17 protein-coding genes are annotated in these 16,676 nt (G+C 52.9%); 16 read left to right on the forward strand and 1 reads right to left on the reverse strand.

Features of this window, described 5'->3' with window-relative positions; translation table 11 throughout:
- Window positions 1-78: 78 nt before the first annotated feature.
- From GJ1_RS04295 to GJ1_RS04305, 3 genes are read left to right on the forward strand one after another with little or no spacing between them, the layout of a single operon-like run.
- On the forward strand, window positions 79-840 hold the full coding sequence (locus GJ1_RS04295; RefSeq protein ID WP_066228945.1) for a ParA family protein: 762 nt from the start codon (window positions 79-81) through the stop codon (window positions 838-840).
- Window positions 833-1,702, forward strand: a complete 870-nt coding sequence (locus GJ1_RS04300) for a ParB/RepB/Spo0J family partition protein (protein ID WP_066228948.1) — start codon at window positions 833-835, stop codon at window positions 1,700-1,702. The genes GJ1_RS04295 and GJ1_RS04300 overlap by 8 nt, the downstream gene beginning before the upstream one ends.
- Before the next feature lie 55 nt (window positions 1,703-1,757).
- The gene (locus GJ1_RS04305) at window positions 1,758-2,459 is read left to right on the forward strand and encodes a DUF554 domain-containing protein (protein ID WP_066228951.1); all 702 of its coding nucleotides are present in this window, start codon (window positions 1,758-1,760) and stop codon (window positions 2,457-2,459) included.
- A 143-nt stretch (window positions 2,460-2,602) separates the two neighbouring features.
- Here the strand turns inward: GJ1_RS04305 and yyaC are convergent, their stop codons facing one another.
- Complete coding sequence (yyaC, locus tag GJ1_RS04310) at window positions 2,603-3,226, reverse strand: spore protease YyaC (protein WP_066228954.1); 624 nt, start codon at window positions 3,224-3,226, stop codon at window positions 2,603-2,605.
- A 196-nt stretch (window positions 3,227-3,422) separates the two neighbouring features.
- Here yyaC and GJ1_RS04315 point away from each other — a divergent pair, with 196 nt between their 5' ends.
- The 13 genes from GJ1_RS04315 to yycF all read left to right on the forward strand — a co-directional run bounded on the left by GJ1_RS04315 (window position 3,423) and on the right by yycF (window position 16,676).
- Window positions 3,423-4,328, forward strand: a complete 906-nt coding sequence (locus tag GJ1_RS04315; protein ID WP_066228958.1) for a mechanosensitive ion channel family protein — start codon at window positions 3,423-3,425, stop codon at window positions 4,326-4,328.
- 12 nt (window positions 4,329-4,340) lie between these two features.
- Window positions 4,341-4,538 (forward strand): DUF951 domain-containing protein, encoded by a 198-nt coding sequence (locus GJ1_RS04320; protein ID WP_011232948.1) that lies wholly within the window; start codon window positions 4,341-4,343, stop codon window positions 4,536-4,538.
- A gap of 56 nt (window positions 4,539-4,594) precedes the next feature.
- Entirely contained in the window at window positions 4,595-6,616 is a 2,022-nt protein-coding gene (locus GJ1_RS04325; RefSeq protein WP_066228961.1) for a molybdopterin-dependent oxidoreductase, read from the forward strand.
- A 249-nt stretch (window positions 6,617-6,865) separates the two neighbouring features.
- Window positions 6,866-7,966, forward strand: coding sequence for a redox-regulated ATPase YchF (ychF, locus tag GJ1_RS04335; RefSeq protein WP_066228967.1), 1,101 nt, complete (start codon window positions 6,866-6,868; stop codon window positions 7,964-7,966).
- A gap of 190 nt (window positions 7,967-8,156) precedes the next feature.
- Window positions 8,157-8,444 carry a 30S ribosomal protein S6 gene (gene rpsF, locus GJ1_RS04340; RefSeq protein WP_066228970.1) on the forward strand — a complete coding sequence of 96 codons (288 nt, stop codon included), beginning with the start codon at window positions 8,157-8,159 and terminating at the stop codon, window positions 8,442-8,444.
- A 31-nt stretch (window positions 8,445-8,475) separates the two neighbouring features.
- Window positions 8,476-8,970: a single-stranded DNA-binding protein gene (gene ssb / locus GJ1_RS04345; RefSeq protein WP_066228973.1), complete on the forward strand. Its 495-nt coding sequence runs from the start codon at window positions 8,476-8,478 to the stop codon at window positions 8,968-8,970.
- Between the two features lie 98 nt (window positions 8,971-9,068).
- Entirely contained in the window at window positions 9,069-9,305 is a 237-nt protein-coding gene (rpsR, locus tag GJ1_RS04350; protein ID WP_008880812.1) for a 30S ribosomal protein S18, read from the forward strand.
- A 134-nt stretch (window positions 9,306-9,439) separates the two neighbouring features.
- Window positions 9,440-10,366, forward strand: coding sequence for a YybS family protein (locus GJ1_RS04355; RefSeq protein WP_066228976.1), 927 nt, complete (start codon window positions 9,440-9,442; stop codon window positions 10,364-10,366).
- A gap of 46 nt (window positions 10,367-10,412) precedes the next feature.
- A complete protein-coding gene (locus tag GJ1_RS04360; protein WP_066228978.1) occupies window positions 10,413-12,389 on the forward strand; it encodes a DHH family phosphoesterase in 1,977 nt (658 codons plus the stop codon).
- A complete protein-coding gene (gene rplI, locus GJ1_RS04365) occupies window positions 12,386-12,835 on the forward strand; it encodes a 50S ribosomal protein L9 (RefSeq protein ID WP_066228981.1) in 450 nt (149 codons plus the stop codon). The genes GJ1_RS04360 and rplI overlap by 4 nt, the downstream gene beginning before the upstream one ends.
- Before the next feature lie 79 nt (window positions 12,836-12,914).
- Window positions 12,915-14,279 (forward strand): replicative DNA helicase, encoded by a 1,365-nt coding sequence (gene dnaB, locus GJ1_RS04370; protein WP_066228983.1) that lies wholly within the window; start codon window positions 12,915-12,917, stop codon window positions 14,277-14,279.
- A 208-nt stretch (window positions 14,280-14,487) separates the two neighbouring features.
- Complete coding sequence (locus GJ1_RS04375) at window positions 14,488-15,774, forward strand: adenylosuccinate synthase (RefSeq protein WP_066228986.1); 1,287 nt, start codon at window positions 14,488-14,490, stop codon at window positions 15,772-15,774.
- Between the two features lie 188 nt (window positions 15,775-15,962).
- Window positions 15,963-16,676: a response regulator YycF gene (yycF, locus tag GJ1_RS04380; protein WP_066228989.1), complete on the forward strand. Its 714-nt coding sequence runs from the start codon at window positions 15,963-15,965 to the stop codon at window positions 16,674-16,676.

A 16,676-nucleotide genomic window follows, 5' to 3' on the forward strand; every position in this document is an offset into this window, starting at 1 on the left:
TTCAGAAAACAAAGTCATTTTCCGGTTTTCGTGCTAAAATAAAATGGATTGAGGAAGAGATACGAGGTAGGTGGCATCGTGGGAAAAGTCATTGCTATTGCAAACCAAAAGGGCGGAGTTGGAAAAACGACGACAGCCGTCAATTTATCGGCCTGTTTGGCGCATCTTGGGAAAAAAGTGCTGCTTGTTGACGCCGACCCGCAAGGAAATGCGACGAGCGGCATCGGCATTGAACGCGGTGATGTCGATGAATGCATTTACAACGTCATCATCGGGGATATGAAGGCGAAAGATGTCATTCGGCCGACGGACGTCGAAAACTTATACGTCATTCCGGCGACGATCCAGCTTGCCGGCGCGGAAATTGAGCTCGTCTCAGTCATCTCCCGTGAAATTCGGTTGAGAAACGCGCTCGAGCCGCTAAAAGACAAATACGACTTTATTATTATCGACTGCCCTCCTTCGCTCGGCTTGTTGACGCTCAACGCATTGACAGCGGCCAATTCCGTGCTCATCCCTGTTCAATGCGAATATTATGCGTTAGAGGGATTGAGCCAGCTGCTGAACACGATCCGGCTTGTGCAACGGCACTTAAACTATGATTTGCGTCTTGAAGGAGTTCTATTGACGATGCTTGATGCAAGGACGAATCTAGGCCTGCAGGTCATTCAAGAAGTCAAAAAGTATTTTCGCGAAAAGGTGTATCAGACGATCATCCCGCGAAACGTGCGGCTGAGCGAGGCGCCAAGCCATGGCAAACCGATCATTTTGTACGATGTGAAATCGCGGGGGGCGGAAGTGTATTTGGAACTGGCGAAGGAGGTGCTTGAACGTGGCTAAAGGTCTCGGCAAAGGCATCAGTGCGCTGTTTGACAATCTCTCGCTTAATGAACTTACTGGGAGAGAGGAAACAGTGCGGGAAGTCAGCATTCACGACCTTCATCCGAATCCGTATCAACCGCGAAAAACGTTTCAGCCTGAGGCCATTGAGGAGCTGAAACAATCGATTTTGCAGCACGGCATTTTGCAACCGCTCATCGTCCGCCGTGTGCCGGGCGGATTTGAAATCGTCGTCGGAGAGCGGCGCTATCGGGCGGCGAAAGAGGCGAATTTGCCGTCGGTGCCGGTCGTCGTGCGCGAGTTGACTGATGAGCAAATGATGGAATTCGCCCTTCTTGAAAACTTGCAGCGCGAGGATTTGAACCCGATCGAGGAAGCGATGGCGTACAAAATGTTGATGGACAAGCTGCACTTGACTCAGGAGGAAGTCGCGAGCCGGGTCGGGAAGAGCCGTCCGCACATCGCCAATCATTTGCGTTTGTTGTCCCTCCCTTCAGATGTGCAAAAGCTGCTTATGGACGGCACACTTTCGATGGGACATGGCCGCGCGTTGTTGGGGCTGAAGCAAAAAAGCAAAATGAAACCGATCGTGGAACGGACGATTCGCGAAGGATTGAACGTCCGCCAGCTTGAAAAGCTGATCCAACAGGCGAACGAAAATGTTTCACGTGAAACATCGAAGCGGAAACCGCCGGAAAAAAGCGTGTTTATTCGGGAAAGCGAATCGCTGCTGCGCGAAAAATTCGGGACGAATGTCACGATTAAACAAATGAGGAAAAGAGGAAAAATTGAAATTGAGTTTTTTTCTCCGGAAGATTTAGAGAGAATATTAGAACTGCTCGATGTGCGGTTCGACGAGTAGGTCGGCCCTTTGATCAAGGCCGGTTTATTTTTTTTGCAAGAGAGGGTTGGACATCATGGTGTTGTTAGGAACGATTGTCAACGGAGTGAGCATTATCGCCGGGGCGTTGATTGGAAAATGGCTTCATCGCATCCCCGAGCGGGTAAAGGAAACGGTGATGGGGGGGATTGGGCTTGCGGTGGCGCTGCTTGGCATACAAATGGGAATGAAAAGCGAACAGTTTCTCGTTGTTATTTTCAGCCTTGTTTTCGGCGGCATTCTCGGGGAGTGGTGGAACTGGGAGGAAAAGCTGAACCGGCTCGGTCAATGGCTCGAGGCGAAAGTGGGCGGAAACGGGCAAGGAAGCATCGCTAAAGGGTTTGTCAGCGCGACGTTGTTGTTTGTCATCGGGGCGATGGCCATCGTCGGAGCGCTTGACAGCGGGCTGCGCGGCGACCATAGCGTCTTGTATACGAAATCGATTTTAGACGGCTTTGCCAGTGTCATTTTGACGACGACGCTCGGCATCGGCGTCATCTTCTCCGCCTTGCCGGTCGTTGTTTATGAGGGGGGCATCGCGCTGTTGGCGACGCAAATCGAACGGTTTGTGCCGAAGGAAGTGCTTGATTCGTTCATTGCTGAATCAACAGCGACTGGCGGCATTTTAATTATGGCCATTGGACTCAACATGCTCGGTTTGACGAACATTCGCGTAGCGAACTTGCTGCCGAGCATTTTCGTTACAGCAGCGGCCGTTTTCGTTTTTTCCTTCGTCTGATAGCCGGCCTCGTGCCCCTCGAAAGCAAACAAAACACATTCATGAGTGTGTTTCGCTTTCCACCCCCGGTATGAAAATGGCGATTCAAGGCGCGCAAAAGAAATCCCCTCCTTGGACAGCTGAACAAGAGGGGGATTTGCCGCCTACCATAATGAATGCCGTTCTGTTGAGAGCAAAGGGGCACCGAGCCGCTCTTTTCGGAGGATGAACCGCTCCGCTTCATAAATGCCGTTGGCGATCGTTTTCGCCATATTCATGACAAGATGAAGGCGCGTATTTTGCAGGACGAAAAACTCCATAAACCCGCTGACATTGACAACTCCTGTAATATGGGCGTCGCCGACGGGAAGAAGCTGTTTATTGACCCCGGCGCCAGGACGGACAGGCCCTTTGGCGATCGTAATGGCGCCGACGCTTTTCAACCGCCCAAGGCAGGCATCGACCGCGATCATGAACGGATCGTCATGAATGAGCCGAATGGATTCTACTTTTTCTTCCAAATTGACGGCATGAATCGGTTCTTCGAGCGTTCCGTACACGTGGAAGCGAGCCAGCGGCTTTTCCTTGAGCATCGTGCCGACGAGCGGCCCGAGTGAATCGCCGGTCGAGCGGTCCGTGCCGATGCAAACGATGGCGACTGGCTGAACGAGCGGGTCGGGAAGCAGCGAAGCGATCCGCCAGGCGATCGACGACACCGCCCCTTGCTCGTCATAAAAGACGCGGTCTCTTTCCTCCTTGGACGAGAAAAATATCGATGGGATGCTCATTCGCTTCACTCCTACTTTCGTTTCAAAAGTATTAACAGTATACGGAAAATAAAAGAATGATATACATTTCTCCGTTTGTTTTCTTGCTTTTTCTCCGCTTTAGCAGCTCTCTATTGAGAGATCGGGCTACAAATCGGCGAGCGGTCTTGTTAAAATAAAAGCGCAGAAAAAGAAAAAGGTTGAGGTGTCTCTAACGTTGAACACGATGGAAAAAACGGTTAGCCGATTGTTCGCATTTTTGATGGATGAACAATTGTGGCTTCAGATCGGAAAAGGAACGCTGAAAATCGTCCTTATTCTACTCATATGCGCCGTAGCGGTGAAAGTGTTGAAAATCGCTGTCCATAACATGTTCAAAGTGCGGCAGAAGGCGCCGATCCGCATTTCTGAACGTCGGGAGGCGACGCTCGTACGGCTGCTCGACAACGTTATTACGTATGTATTATATTTTATTGCACTGTTGATGATTTTAGATGCGTTTGGCGTTCCGGTCAAAGCGCTGCTCGCTGGAGCCGGGGTCGTCGGACTGGCTGTCGGTTTTGGCGCGCAAAGTTTAGTGAAAGACATCATCACCGGGTTTTTCATCATTTTTGAAGACCAGTTTGCGGTCGGCGATTATGTGCGCATCGGCAATTTTGAAGGATATGTCGAAACGATTGGGCTTCGGGTGACGAAAATTAAAAGCTGGACGGGAGAAGTGCACATTTTGCCAAACGGCAGCATCACTCAAGTGACGAACTATTCACTGCACAACAGCCTCGCTGTCGTTGACGTCAGCATCGCCTATGAAGAAGACATTGAAGAGGCGGAGGAAGCCATCCGCGAGCTTCTGCCGCAGCTGCCGGCGAAGTATGAAGACATGGTTGCCCCGCCGGAATTGCTTGGTGTGCAAAATTTATCAAGCTCGGAAGTCATATTGCGCATCACGTGCGAAACGAAACCGATGCGTCATTTAGCGGTCGCTCGGGCGATCCGCAAGGAAGTGAAGATGCTGTTGGACGAACGGGGAATCGAAATCCCGTACCCGCGGCTTGTGCTGCATCGCCGCGACGGACAAGAGCAGCCGGGGGCAAAGCCGCAACGGGAGCAATCGCTGTCATGAGGAGGTGGACGGATGGAAGAGAAACAGTTTGGACTATACGATATCGTTGAAATGAAGAAGCCGCACCCGTGCGGAACGAACCGCTGGAAAGTGATCCGCTTAGGCGCCGACATCCGCATTAAATGTGAAGGGTGCGCCCATAGCGTGTTATTGCCGCGCAAAGAATTTATCCGCAAAATGAAAAAAGTGCTCGTGAAGCATGAGGAATAGGCAAACGAAGCATGGGGGCGGACCCATGCTCTTTTGTTGCAAAGAGAGGGGGGAAGATGGTGAAAGCGACGCATGTGACATCATGTCCGCTCAACTGTTGGGATGTGTGCGGGCTGAAGGTGACGGTGAGCGAAGGAAAAGTCGTGCGCATCGATGGCGACGAACACCATCCCATCACGAAAGGGAACATTTGCGGGCGCGGGCGGATGTTGAAAGAGCGGGTAAACGCCAAAGAACGCCTTCTCTATCCGTTGAAAAAAGTAAACGGGCAGTTCGTTCGCATTTCTTGGGAAGAGGCGCTTGATGACATCGCCAGAAAGATGCGAGAATTGAAAGAACGGTTTGGGCCGACTGCTGTACTCCACAGTCATGATTACGCCAACAACGGGTTGCTGAAAAACCTGGACCGCCGTTTTTTTAATTGCTATGGTGGGGCAACAGAGCTTATCGGCAGCCTTTGCTGGGGCGCGGGCATTGAGGCGCAGACATGGGATTTTGGCAACGCCTATAGCCATGCGCCAGAAGATATCGACAACAGCCGCCATATCGTCATTTGGGGGCGAAACGTTGCCCGCACGAACATGCATTTATTCGAGCGGTTGCTTGCCGCGAAAAAACGCGGGGCGACAATTGTGGTCATCGATCCGCTGTTTGGCCCGACGGCGCGCATCGCTGATCGGTACGTATGCATTAAGCCGGGAATGGATGCGTTTTTGGCGATGGGCGTCATGAAAGAATTGCTTCGCCTCGGACTTGAGGACCGTGCCTTTATCGAGCAGCATACGCTTGGGTTTGATGACGTCAAACAAGTATTAGATATGATTTCGCTTTCTGAGATCGAGCGGCATACCGGCGTCAGTCGGGATCAAATGACGGAGCTGGCCCGGCTTTACGGGGACCGGCCAACGGCGACGTATCTCGGCCTTGGCATGCAGCGTTATGCGAACGGCGGCAATACAATCCGATGGATCGACGCCCTTGTCGCCGCAAGCGGAAACGTCGGCATTCCCGGCGGAGGGGCGAACTTCGGCAACTTGCAAGTGAGCGAATGCTTCGATAAAGCGGCGTTGACGCTTCCGGAGCGGAAAACGGCCTCGCGCACATGGACGATGATGAAGCAGGCGGAAGAAATATTGCGGGCGAATGATCCACCGATCGGCATGGTGATCGTCACGTGCGGCAACCCGCTCGTTCAAGTGCCGAACACGAACTTAATGAAAAAAGCGTTCGCTTCCGTTGAGACGGTCGTTGTATTCGAGCAGTTTATGACCGACACGGCCGCCGCCGCCGATTACGTTCTTCCAGTGGCCGCATCGTTTGAAGAAGAGGATGTGTATTGTTCCTCCATGTACCATGCATATGTAAACTACGGGCCAAAGCTTGTTGATCCGCCGGGCGAGGCGAAACCGGATTTGTGGATTTGGACGGAGCTGGCGAAACGGCTCGGGTTTGGGGACGATTTTGCCTATACGCGCGAGCAATTCCTTGCGATGGCGCTTCGGCCGTTGGAACAGCACGGCATTACGCTTGCGCGGCTGAAAACGGAGCACCGCGTCCTTTTGCCTGTCGAACCTGTGCCGTGGCGTGGCCGCCGATTTCAAACGCCAAGCGGCAAATATGAATTTACATCGACCATCGCCAAACAAAAAGGGATGGACGGCCGGCTGCAAATCATGTATCCAGCCGAATCGGAGGAAGCCAATCCGGCATTAGCCGCCAAATATCCGTATCGGCTGTTGACGATCCATCCGCTCCGCTCGAACCATTCGCAGCATTACCCGCTCATCCCGGCGCTGCAGGTGGTGCGCATTGAGGTGGCGGCCGACGTCGCCGTGAAAAAAGGGCTCGCCGATGGCGACCGGGCGCGTGTTTACAACGACCGCGGATCGCTCGTGGGAACGGTCAAGGTGCTTGATGGCGCCTACCCAGGCACGATCAACATTGACGAAGGACAATGGGGAGTGTTCGGCGGGCCGGTCAACGTCCTCACGTCCGATTTGGAGTCGGATAACGGCTGCGGCAGCACGCTTTATGACTGTTTGGTTGATATCGAAAAAGTCGCGCCGGAAGCGAAGTAAACAGTCAAAAGTGTTTTGGCAGTAGAAAAATGACGTTGTTGACGGCAACAAGCGGTTTAAGGCGGCTGATTCGAAAATGAAAATACAGAGTCGGCTTTGGGCGGCCGAGTGTTGGAAAAAGGGCGCCAACTCTTGCCTTTTTCGAAGCGGGCGGGAGAGGAAACATTCCCCGCCCGCGGAGCGCTTGTCATTTTCTGCGCCAGCCCATATAATGAGGGAAGATGTGAACGGGAAAGAGGAGTGGAACGAATGGGATTGACAGCAGGAATCGTCGGATTGCCGAACGTCGGCAAATCGACGTTGTTTAACGCCATTACGAAAGCAGGTGCTGAGTCAGCCAACTATCCGTTTTGCACGATTGAGCCGAACGTCGGTGTCGTCGAAGTGCCTGACGAGCGGCTCGATGTATTGACGGAAATGTTTCGCCCGAAGCGGACAGTGCCGACTGTTTTTGAATTTACCGATATCGCCGGCATTGTCAAAGGAGCAAGCAAAGGAGAGGGGCTTGGCAACAAGTTTTTGTCGCATATCCGCCAAGTCGATGCGATTTGCCAAGTCGTCCGCTGCTTCAGCGATGAAAACATCACCCACGTCGCCGGCAAAGTCGACCCGCTTGCCGATATCGAAACGATCAATTTGGAGCTCGTATTGGCCGATTTAGAGACGGTTGACAAACGAATCGAGCGGGTCGGCAAAATCGCCAAGCAAAAAGATAAAGAGGCGGCGTTTGAATACGACATTTTGCGGCGGTTGAAGGAGACGCTCGAGGCCGGCAAGCCGGCGCGCACGCTCAAGTTCACTGATGAAGAGATGAAAGTCGTCAAGCAGCTGCATTTGTTGACGACAAAGCCAATGCTTTACGTCGCCAATGTCGGCGAGGAAGACGTCGCTGACCCAAGCAGCAATCCGTTCGTCAATGACGTGCGCGAGTTTGCGAAGCGCGACAACGCGGAAGTCATTGTGGTCTGCGCCAAAATCGAAGAGGAAATCGCTGAGTTCAGCGATGAGGAAAAACGGCAGTTTTTGCAGGAACTCGGCATCGAGCAGTCCGGCCTTGATCAGCTGATCCGCGCCGCTTACAGCCTGCTCGGGCTGGCGACGTTTTTCACCGCCGGCGAGCAGGAAGTGCGGGCGTGGACGTTCCGCAAAGGGATGAAAGCGCCGCAATGCGCCGGCATCATCCATTCCGACTTTGAGCGCGGATTTATTCGCGCAGAAACGGTGTCGTACGATGACCTCGTCGCGGCTGGATCGATGGCGGCGGCGCGTGAAGCCGGCAAAGTGCGCCTTGAAGGGAAAGACTACGAAGTACAAGACGGCGATATTATGCACTTCCGGTTCAACGTATAACATCTAGGCAAGTTCGGGGGTTATACAGCAGGTGTGGAGGCAAAAAGCTGGCCGTTTGCGCTGACGGAATGCGGCAAACTGCCTTGCTTATCGTTGTCGATCATGGTATAATAAGCAAATGTGAGTAATGGTGATTGCTCCTTGCCCTTCCGAACGGAAGGGCCGCTTAGACCAAAAGGAGGTGACGAGCGTGAGAAAGTACGAAATCATGTACATCATCCGCCCGAACATGGACGATGAAGCGAGACAAGCTCTCGTCGAACGGTTCAACAACGTGTTGAAAGAAAACGGCGCGGAGATTACGAACGTGACGGATTGGGGCAAGCGCCGCTTAGCCTATGAAATTCAAAAATACCGCGACGGCTATTACATGATTGTCAACGTCGTATCGGAGCCGCGTGCGGTGCAAGAATTCGACCGCTTGGCGCGCATCAGCGAAGACATCATCCGTCACATCGTTGTCAAAGAGGAAGAATAATCTTTTCGATTAGGATGAAGAGGTGGTTCTGATGATTAACCGCGTCATTTTAGTCGGCAGGTTAACGAGAGATCCGGAGTTGCGCTACACTCCAAGCGGAGTGGCTGTTGCCACGTTTACGCTCGCGGTCAACCGTCCGTTTACAAATCAGCAGGGCGAGCGAGAAACGGATTTTATCCAGTGTGTCGTTTGGCGCCGCCAGGCGGAAAACGTCGCCAACTTTTTGAAAAAGGGAAGCTTGGCTGGCGTCGATGGCCGGCTGCAAACCCGCAGCTATGAAAATCAAGAAGGTCGGCGCGTGTATGTGACGGAAGTGGTGGCTGATAACGTCCAATTTCTTGAGCCGAAAGGAACGAGCGAGCAGCGAGGGGCAACAGCGGGCGGCTACTATGGGGATCCATTCCCGTTCGGACAAGATCAGAACCACCGATACCCGAACGAAAAAGGGGTTGGCCGCATCGATGACGATCCGTTCGCCAATGACGGCCAGCCGATCGATATTTCTGATGATGATTTGCCGTTTTAATAAACAAGTGGCTTCAAGCCCATGCCTCTAAACAACGCGCAGGCAGCGGGCCATTCCAGCAATGAGGAAACGACGGCAGCGGAAAGGAGGAAACAAGCATGGCAGGACGGAAAGGCGGACGTGGCAAACGCCGCAAAGTATGTTACTTCACAGCGAACAACATTACGCATATCGACTACAAAGACGTCGATTTGCTGAAGAAGTTCATTTCCGAACGCGGCAAAATTTTGCCGCGCCGTGTCACAGGAACGAGCGCGAAATATCAGCGCAAATTGACGGTCGCGATCAAACGCGCGCGCCAAATGGCGCTTCTGCCGTACGTTGCGGACGAGTGAGCCGAAAGCAAGCAGTAAGGGGGATCCTTACTGCTTTTTTTATCTCCTTTGACCGAGAGGACTCCTACTCCCAAGCAGAGCGAAGGTGGGGAAGGAGGTCAAATCACCAAAAAACAAAGAAAGGGGAACGTCCATTGCGAAAAACGCACGCCCTCGCCGAAGCGGCGATTGAGCTTGCGCTGTTTGCCGTTTTGTTTTTGCTTGCCTTATATGCGCCGGTCATCGGGGTTGTCGCCGCTTTGTTTTTAGCGCTCCCGTTTATGGTATTTACGATGCGCCATGGATGGATTCCAGCTGTTTTGTTGCTGGCTGCGGCTCTTGTCATCTCCGGCTTGATCGGCTCGCTTTTGTCGCTGCCGATGGCGCTTATGTTTGGTACTTTCGGCATGGCCGTCGGCGCGATGTTGGCGAAACAGAAAAACCGTTACGTCGTTCTTCTTGTCGGCGCGCTTGTATTTTTGGCGAATATCGTGCTCGATTACATCATCTCGATTCAGTTTTTGCACGTTGATATGATCAAAGATACGCTCGCGCTCGTACGCGAATCGTTTGACACAGCGATGCGCCTAATGGAAGGAATGGGGCAAGCGCCGCCTGTGGAGATGCAAAGGCAGTTCGAGCAAGGGCTGAAGCTGATCGGCTATATGGTTCCGACGTTGTTTGTCGTTGCCTCGTTTGCGCTGGCGTACGCGACGATCATCGTCTCGCTGCCGGTGATGAAGAGGCTGAAGCTGCCGGTCGGTTCATGGCCGCCGTTTCGCGAGTTGACGTGGCCGAAAACCGTATTGTGGGTGTATGTCTTCGTGCTCCTTCTCTCCTTGTTCCCGTTCGAAGAAGGATCGTTTGCCTATATCGCTGTGTTGAATTTATCGTATGTATTGCAGTTGGCGATGATCGTGCAAGGATTTTCGTTTCTTTACTACGCCGCTTACAAAAAAGGGATTGGCAAAGGAGTGGTGGCGGCAGGGACGGTCGTTTGCTTATTCCTGCCTTTTCTACTTTATCTCGTGGCGATATTCGGTATAATTGATTTAGGATTTGATTTGCGCCGCCGCATATGATAATTGGATAAGGTGAGTCATTTCTTCAGTGTAGGAGCTGACTTGAATGTCCCATTTTTATGAAAGGAAAGCGTATCGCTACCCGTTATATGCGTTCGCCGCTCTGGCGGTGCTGATGGCGATCGGCTTGTTTTACTTCCAATGGCTGCTCGGCCTTGTCGCCCTTCTTGGCATAGGGTTTGTGCTTTATTATGTCATTGAGTCGCAACGCTCCTTGCATAAAGAGTTGGAGCACTATATTGCCAATTTATCGCACCGAGTGAAAAAGGTGGGCGAGGAAGCGTTAATGCAAATGCCAATCGGCATTATGCTCATCGATGAAGAGGGGGAAATCGAGTGGTCGAACCGTTTTTTAGCCGCCTGCTTTAAGGAACAGACGCTCGTCGGCCGCTCGCTCGCCGAGCTTTCCGAACCGTTGGCCGCTTTTGTGAAAAGGGGAAAAACGGATGAAGAGATTTTCGAGCTGAACGGAAGGCAGCTGAAAGTGATCATTCGCCGCCCTGAACGGCTTCTTTACTTTTTCGACGTCACCGAACATATGGAATTGAAGCGGCAGTACGAAGCGGAACGGCTGGTGCTCGCCATCATTTTTCTTGACAATTATGATGAAATTACGCAAGGGATGGACGATCAGGCAAAAAGCCAACTAAACAGCCTCGTCACTTCTGTGTTGAACCGTTGGGCGAACGACTATGGAATTTTTTTGAAGCGAACGTCATCCGACCGATTTATTGCCGTATTGAACGAACAGATTCTTGGGCGGCTCGAGAAAAGCAAATTTTCCATTCTCGACGAAGTGCGTGAGCAGACGGCAAAGCATCATGCCCAGCTGACGCTGAGCATCGGCATCGGCGCCGGCGTGTCCCCGCTCCCCGAGCTGGGGGCGCTCGCCCAATCAAGCTTGGATTTAGCGTTGGGCCGCGGCGGCGACCAAGTCGCGATTAAGCAAGGAAATGGAAAAGTGAAGTTTTACGGCGGCAAAACGAACCCGATGGAAAAGCGGACGCGCGTCCGCGCCCGCGTCATTTCCCATGCGCTTCGCGAACTGATCGCGGAAAGCGACAAAGTGCTCATCATGGGGCATAAATATCCCGATATGGACGCCATGGGAGCGGCTATCGGCGTTTTAAAAGTCGTCCAGTCGAACCAAAAGGAAGGGTTTATCGTCATCGATCCGGCGAAAACCGATGCCGGGGCGCAACGGTTGCTTGAGGAAATGAAAAAACATGCTGAATTATGGTCAAGATGCCTAAAGCCGGAGCAGGCGCTCGAGCTCGTCACCGAGGATACGCTTTTGATTGTCGTCGATACGCATCGCCCGTCGCTCGTTATTGAAGAGCGGCTATTGTATCGCACCGACCATATCGTCGTCATCGATCACCATCGCCGCGGCGAAGAGTTCATTGAGGCGCCGATTCTCGTCTATATGGAGCCGTATGCTTCCTCGACATCCGAACTTGTCACCGAGCTGTTAGAGTACCAACCGAAACGGATGAAGCTGGCGATGCTCGAAGCGACCGCCTTGCTTGCCGGGATCGTCGTCGACACGAAAAGTTTTACGCTTCGCACCGGTTCGCGGACATTCGACGCCGCGTCATACTTGCGCGCCCAAGGGGCGGATACGGTGCTCGTGCAAAAATTGCTGCGGGAAAGCGTCACCAACTACGTCAAACGGGCGAAATTGATCGAACGGGCGGCGATCGATGAGCGCGGCATCGCCATCGCCAAAGGGGGCGAGAACGAAGTGCACGACCAAGTGTTGATTGCGCAAACGGCCGATACGCTTCTCACCTTGAGCGGCGTCATCGCTTCGTTTGTCATTTCCAAACGGGCCGACGGGACGGTTGGCATCAGCGCCCGCTCGCTCGGTGATGTCAACGTGCAAGTCATTATGGAACGGCTTGGCGGAGGCGGACATTTGACGAACGCTGCCGCCCAGCTGTCTCAAGTAACGGTCGAAGAGGCGGAGCGGCAGCTGCGCGAAGCCATTCACGATTATTTCGAGGGGGGGAAGCCATCATGAAAGTGATTTTTTTAAAAGATGTGAAAGGAAAAGGAAAAAAAGGGGAAATCAAAGACGTCGCCGACGGCTACGCGAACAACTTTTTGTTCAAACAAGGGCTTGCCATTGAAGCGACGCCGGCGAACATCAAGGCGCTCGAGGCGCAAAAGCAAAAAGAGCAGCGCCAAGCGGCGGAAGAGCTAGCCAATGCAAAAAAATTGAAAGAAGAGCTCGAAAAGCTGACGGTGGAAATTCCGGCGAAAGCGGGCGAGGGCGGCCGTTTGTTTGGCTCGATCACGAGCAAGCAAATCGCTGAGGCGCTTCACGCCCAGCACGGCCTGAAGCTGGACAAGCGGAAAATCGAGCTTGCTGATGCCATTCGCTCCCTCGGATATACGAACGTGCCGGTGAAGCTCCATCCGGAAGTGACGGCGACATTAAAAGTGCACGTCAAGGAACAAAAATAACGGTGAGCCATGATGCCCCCGCCCACTGCGGCGGGGGCATTATCGACGGAAACGAAACGGGGGAAAAGGCGGTGAGACGATGAGCGAACTTTTTTCAGAACGAATTCCTCCGCAAAGCATTGAAGCCGAGCAGGCCGTGCTTGGCGCCGTGTTTTTGGATCCCACTGCGCTGACGCTAGCCTCGGAACGATTAATTCCCGAAGACTTTTACCGCGCGGCCCATCAAAAAATTTTCCACGCCATGCTTCGTGTCGCCGATAAGGGCGAGCCGGTCGATTTAGTGACGGTGACGGCGGAACTGGCCGCTTTGGAGCAGCTTGAGGAAGTCGGCGGCGTCTCCTACTTAAGCGAGCTCGCCGATTCTGTGCCGACAGCGGCCAACGTCGAATACTACGCCCGCATTGTTGAAGAAAAATCAGTGCTTCGCCGCCTCATTCGCACGGCGACATCGATCGCTCAAGACGGGTACACGCGGGAAGATGAAATTGACGTTTTGCTCGATGAAGCGGAACGGAAAATTATGGAGGTTTCCCAACGGAAACATTCGGGCGCCTTTAAAAATATTAAAGACGTCCTCGTACAGACGTATGACAACATTGAAATGCTCCATAACCGGAACGGAGACATCACCGGCATCCCGACCGGATTCACTGAACTCGACCGGATGACGTCCGGATTTCAGCGCAGCGACTTGATTATCGTCGCCGCCCGGCCGTCGGTCGGGAAGACGGCATTCGCGTTAAACATCGCTCAAAATGTGGCAACGAAAACGAGCGAAAATGTCGCCATTTTCAGCTTGGAAATGAGCGCCCAGCAGCTTGTGATGCGGATGCTTTGCGCTGAAGGCAACATCAACGCGCAAAACTTGCGCACCGGCAGGCTGACGCCGGAAGATTGGGGCAAGCTGACGATGGCGATGGGCAGTTTGTCCAACGCCGGCATCTATATTGACGACACGCCGAGCATCCGCGTCAGCGATATTCGCGCCAAATGCCGCCGCTTGAAACAGGAAAGCGGTCTCGGCATGGTGGTGATCGATTATTTGCAACTCATTCAAGGAAGCGGGCGCAACCGGGAAAACCGCCAGCAGGAAGTGTCAGAAATTTCCCGTTCGCTAAAGGCGCTCGCCCGGGAGCTCGAAGTGCCGGTCATCGCTTTGTCGCAGCTGTCGCGCAGCGTCGAGCAGCGCCAAGACAAGCGGCCGATGATGTCCGACCTCCGCGAGTCGGGGAGCATTGAGCAGGACGCCGATATCGTCGCCTTTTTGTACCGCGACGATTACTACAACAAAGATTCTGAGAACAAAAACATCATTGAGATCATCATCGCCAAACAGCGGAACGGCCCGGTCGGGACGGTGCAGCTCGCCTTTATTAAAGAGTACAATAAATTCGTCAACTTAGAGCGCCGCTTCGATGAGGCGCAAATTCCGCCAGGGGCGTAAGGTGTCGACGGCGGGCGCCTTTGTTATCTGCTTCGGCCGTTTGAACATTTCTTCACTTGCACTGCAGCATGGAAGTAGGGGCTCTCTCGTTTACTAATACACGAATAAAAAACGTTATTCCCCTTTTAATGTTCGTGTTTCATTGACTTTATGGCCGAAAACTGGTACACTGACAATGTTTAGACCGAGGAAACTGGAGGTGCTCGCCATGTCGTCAGTCGTTGTTGTCGGCACGCAATGGGGCGATGAAGGGAAAGGAAAAATTACCGACTTTTTATCGGAAAATGCGGAAGTGATTGCCCGATATCAAGGGGGAAACAACGCTGGGCATACGATCGTGTTCAACGGGGAAAAGTATAAGCTGCACTTGATCCCATCGGGCATTTTTTATAAAGATAAAATTTGCGTCATCGGCAATGGGATGGTCGTCGACCCGAAGGCGCTCGTTGCAGAGCTTTCGTATTTGCACGAACGCGGCATTTCCACCGACAATTTGCGCATCAGCAACCGCGCCCATGTCATTTTGCCGTATCATTTGAAATTGGACGAGCTCGAGGAAGAGCGGAAAGGAGCAAACAAAATCGGCACGACAAAAAAAGGGATCGGGCCGGCGTACATGGACAAAGCGGCGCGCATCGGCATCCGCATTGTTGATTTGCTCGACCGCGACGTGTTTGCGGAAAAGCTGGAGCGCAACTTGAAGGAGAAAAACACGCTGCTTGAAAAAGTGTACGGAGTCGAAGGCTTCCGGTTGGAAGACATTTTTGAGGAATATTACGAATACGGCCAGCAAATCGCCAAATACGTCTGCGATACATCGGTCGTGTTGAACAACGCGCTCGATGAAGGACGCCGCGTCTTGTTTGAAGGAGCGCAAGGCGTTATGCTCGATATCGACCAAGGGACGTATCCGTTTGTCACATCGTCGAACCCGGTCGCTGGCGGGGTGACGATTGGCGCCGGTGTGGGCCCAACAAAAATCAAACATGTCGTCGGGGTGGCGAAAGCCTATACGACGCGCGTCGGCGATGGACCGTTCCCGACGGAGCTGCACGATGAAATCGGCGACCGCATCCGCGAAGTCGGGCGCGAGTACGGAACGACGACCGGCCGCCCGCGCCGCGTCGGCTGGTTTGACAGCGTCGTCGTCCGCCATGCCCGCCGGGTGAGCGGCATTACGGACTTGTCGCTCAACTCGATCGACGTGTTGACCGGCATTGAAACGTTGAAAATTTGCGTCGCCTACCGCTACCGCGGCCAGGTGCTTGAAGAATTTCCAGCCAGCTTGAAAGTGTTGGCCGAATGCGAGCCGATCTATGAAGAACTTCCTGGCTGGACGGAGGACATCACCGGGGTGAAAAGCCTTGATGAGCTGCCGGCGAACGCCCGCCATTACGTCGAGCGCATTTCCCAACTCACCGGCATCCCGCTTTCCATTTTCTCCGTCGGTCCTGATCGTTCACAAACGAACGTCGTCCGCAGCGTCTACGCGTAAGCGGCGATAGTGGACGGTGGCAGGCGGCGTATAAACAAAGCAAACTACAGGCATAGATGCGCGCGCGTCTATGCTTTTTTCTTTGATAGGCTCCTCAAAATGGCAATCGGCAAAGGATGATTTCATGTTCATAACATGGTAAATTAGTAATGATAGAATTCCATCGCAAAAGGAAGGATGTGAGCGAGATGGAAAAACGCATTTTAGTCGTTGATGATGAAAAACCGATTGCCGATATTTTGCAATTTAATTTGCAAAAAGAAGGATATGAGGTCATTTGCGCCTACGACGGCGAAGAAGCGCTGCAAAAAGTCGAAGAAACGATGCCGGACTTGATTTTATTGGATATTATGCTGCCGTTAAAAGACGGCATGGAAGTATGCCGCGAAGTGCGGAAAAAATATGATATGCCGATCATTATGCTGACGGCGAAAGATTCTGAGATTGATAAAGTGCTTGGGTTGGAGCTTGGTGCGGACGATTATGTGACAAAGCCGTTCAGCACGCGCGAGCTCCTGGCGCGGGTGAAGGCAAACTTGCGCCGCCATGCGCAAACGGCCAACCAAGAAGAAGGAGAAAGCGAAACAAATGAAATTGTCATTGGCCCGCTTGTCATCCGTCCAGATGCGTATGCCGTGCAAAAGAGGGGGGAAACAATTGAACTGACCCATCGCGAATTTGAACTGCTTCATTACTTGGCGAAGCATATCGGCCAAGTGATGACGCGCGAGCATTTGCTGCAAACCGTCTGGGGCTACGATTACTATGGCGATGTGCGCACCGTCGACGTGACGGTAAGACGTCTGCGTGAAAAAATTGAGGACAACCCTTCCCACCCGAATTGGATCGTCACAAGACGGGGCGTCGGCTATTACTTGCGCAATCCGGAACAGGAGTCATGA

This window comes from Geobacillus jurassicus NBRC 107829, assembly GCF_001544315.1.
Classification (GTDB): Bacteria; Bacillota; Bacilli; order Bacillales; family Anoxybacillaceae; genus Geobacillus; species Geobacillus jurassicus.

Excerpts from the sequence above, each read along its gene's own strand:
- GJ1_RS04305 (WP_066228951.1), top strand. The coding sequence starts at position 1,758 with ATGGTGTTGTTAGGAACGATTGTCAACGGAGTGAGCATTATCGCCGGG.
- yyaC (WP_066228954.1), bottom strand. The coding sequence starts at position 3,226 with ATGAGCATCCCATCGATATTTTTCTCGTCCAAGGAGGAAAGAGACCGC.
- GJ1_RS04320 (WP_011232948.1), top strand. The coding sequence starts at position 4,341 with ATGGAAGAGAAACAGTTTGGACTATACGATATCGTTGAAATGAAGAAG.
- GJ1_RS04325 (WP_066228961.1), top strand. The coding sequence starts at position 4,595 with ATGGTGAAAGCGACGCATGTGACATCATGTCCGCTCAACTGTTGGGAT.
- ychF (WP_066228967.1), top strand. The coding sequence starts at position 6,866 with ATGGGATTGACAGCAGGAATCGTCGGATTGCCGAACGTCGGCAAATCG.
- ssb (WP_066228973.1), top strand. The coding sequence starts at position 8,476 with ATGATTAACCGCGTCATTTTAGTCGGCAGGTTAACGAGAGATCCGGAG.
- rpsR (WP_008880812.1), top strand. The coding sequence starts at position 9,069 with ATGGCAGGACGGAAAGGCGGACGTGGCAAACGCCGCAAAGTATGTTAC.
- GJ1_RS04360 (WP_066228978.1), top strand. The coding sequence starts at position 10,413 with ATGTCCCATTTTTATGAAAGGAAAGCGTATCGCTACCCGTTATATGCG.
- rplI (WP_066228981.1), top strand. The coding sequence starts at position 12,386 with ATGAAAGTGATTTTTTTAAAAGATGTGAAAGGAAAAGGAAAAAAAGGG.
- dnaB (WP_066228983.1), top strand. The coding sequence starts at position 12,915 with ATGAGCGAACTTTTTTCAGAACGAATTCCTCCGCAAAGCATTGAAGCC.
- GJ1_RS04375 (WP_066228986.1), top strand. The coding sequence starts at position 14,488 with ATGTCGTCAGTCGTTGTTGTCGGCACGCAATGGGGCGATGAAGGGAAA.
- yycF (WP_066228989.1), top strand. The coding sequence starts at position 15,963 with ATGGAAAAACGCATTTTAGTCGTTGATGATGAAAAACCGATTGCCGAT.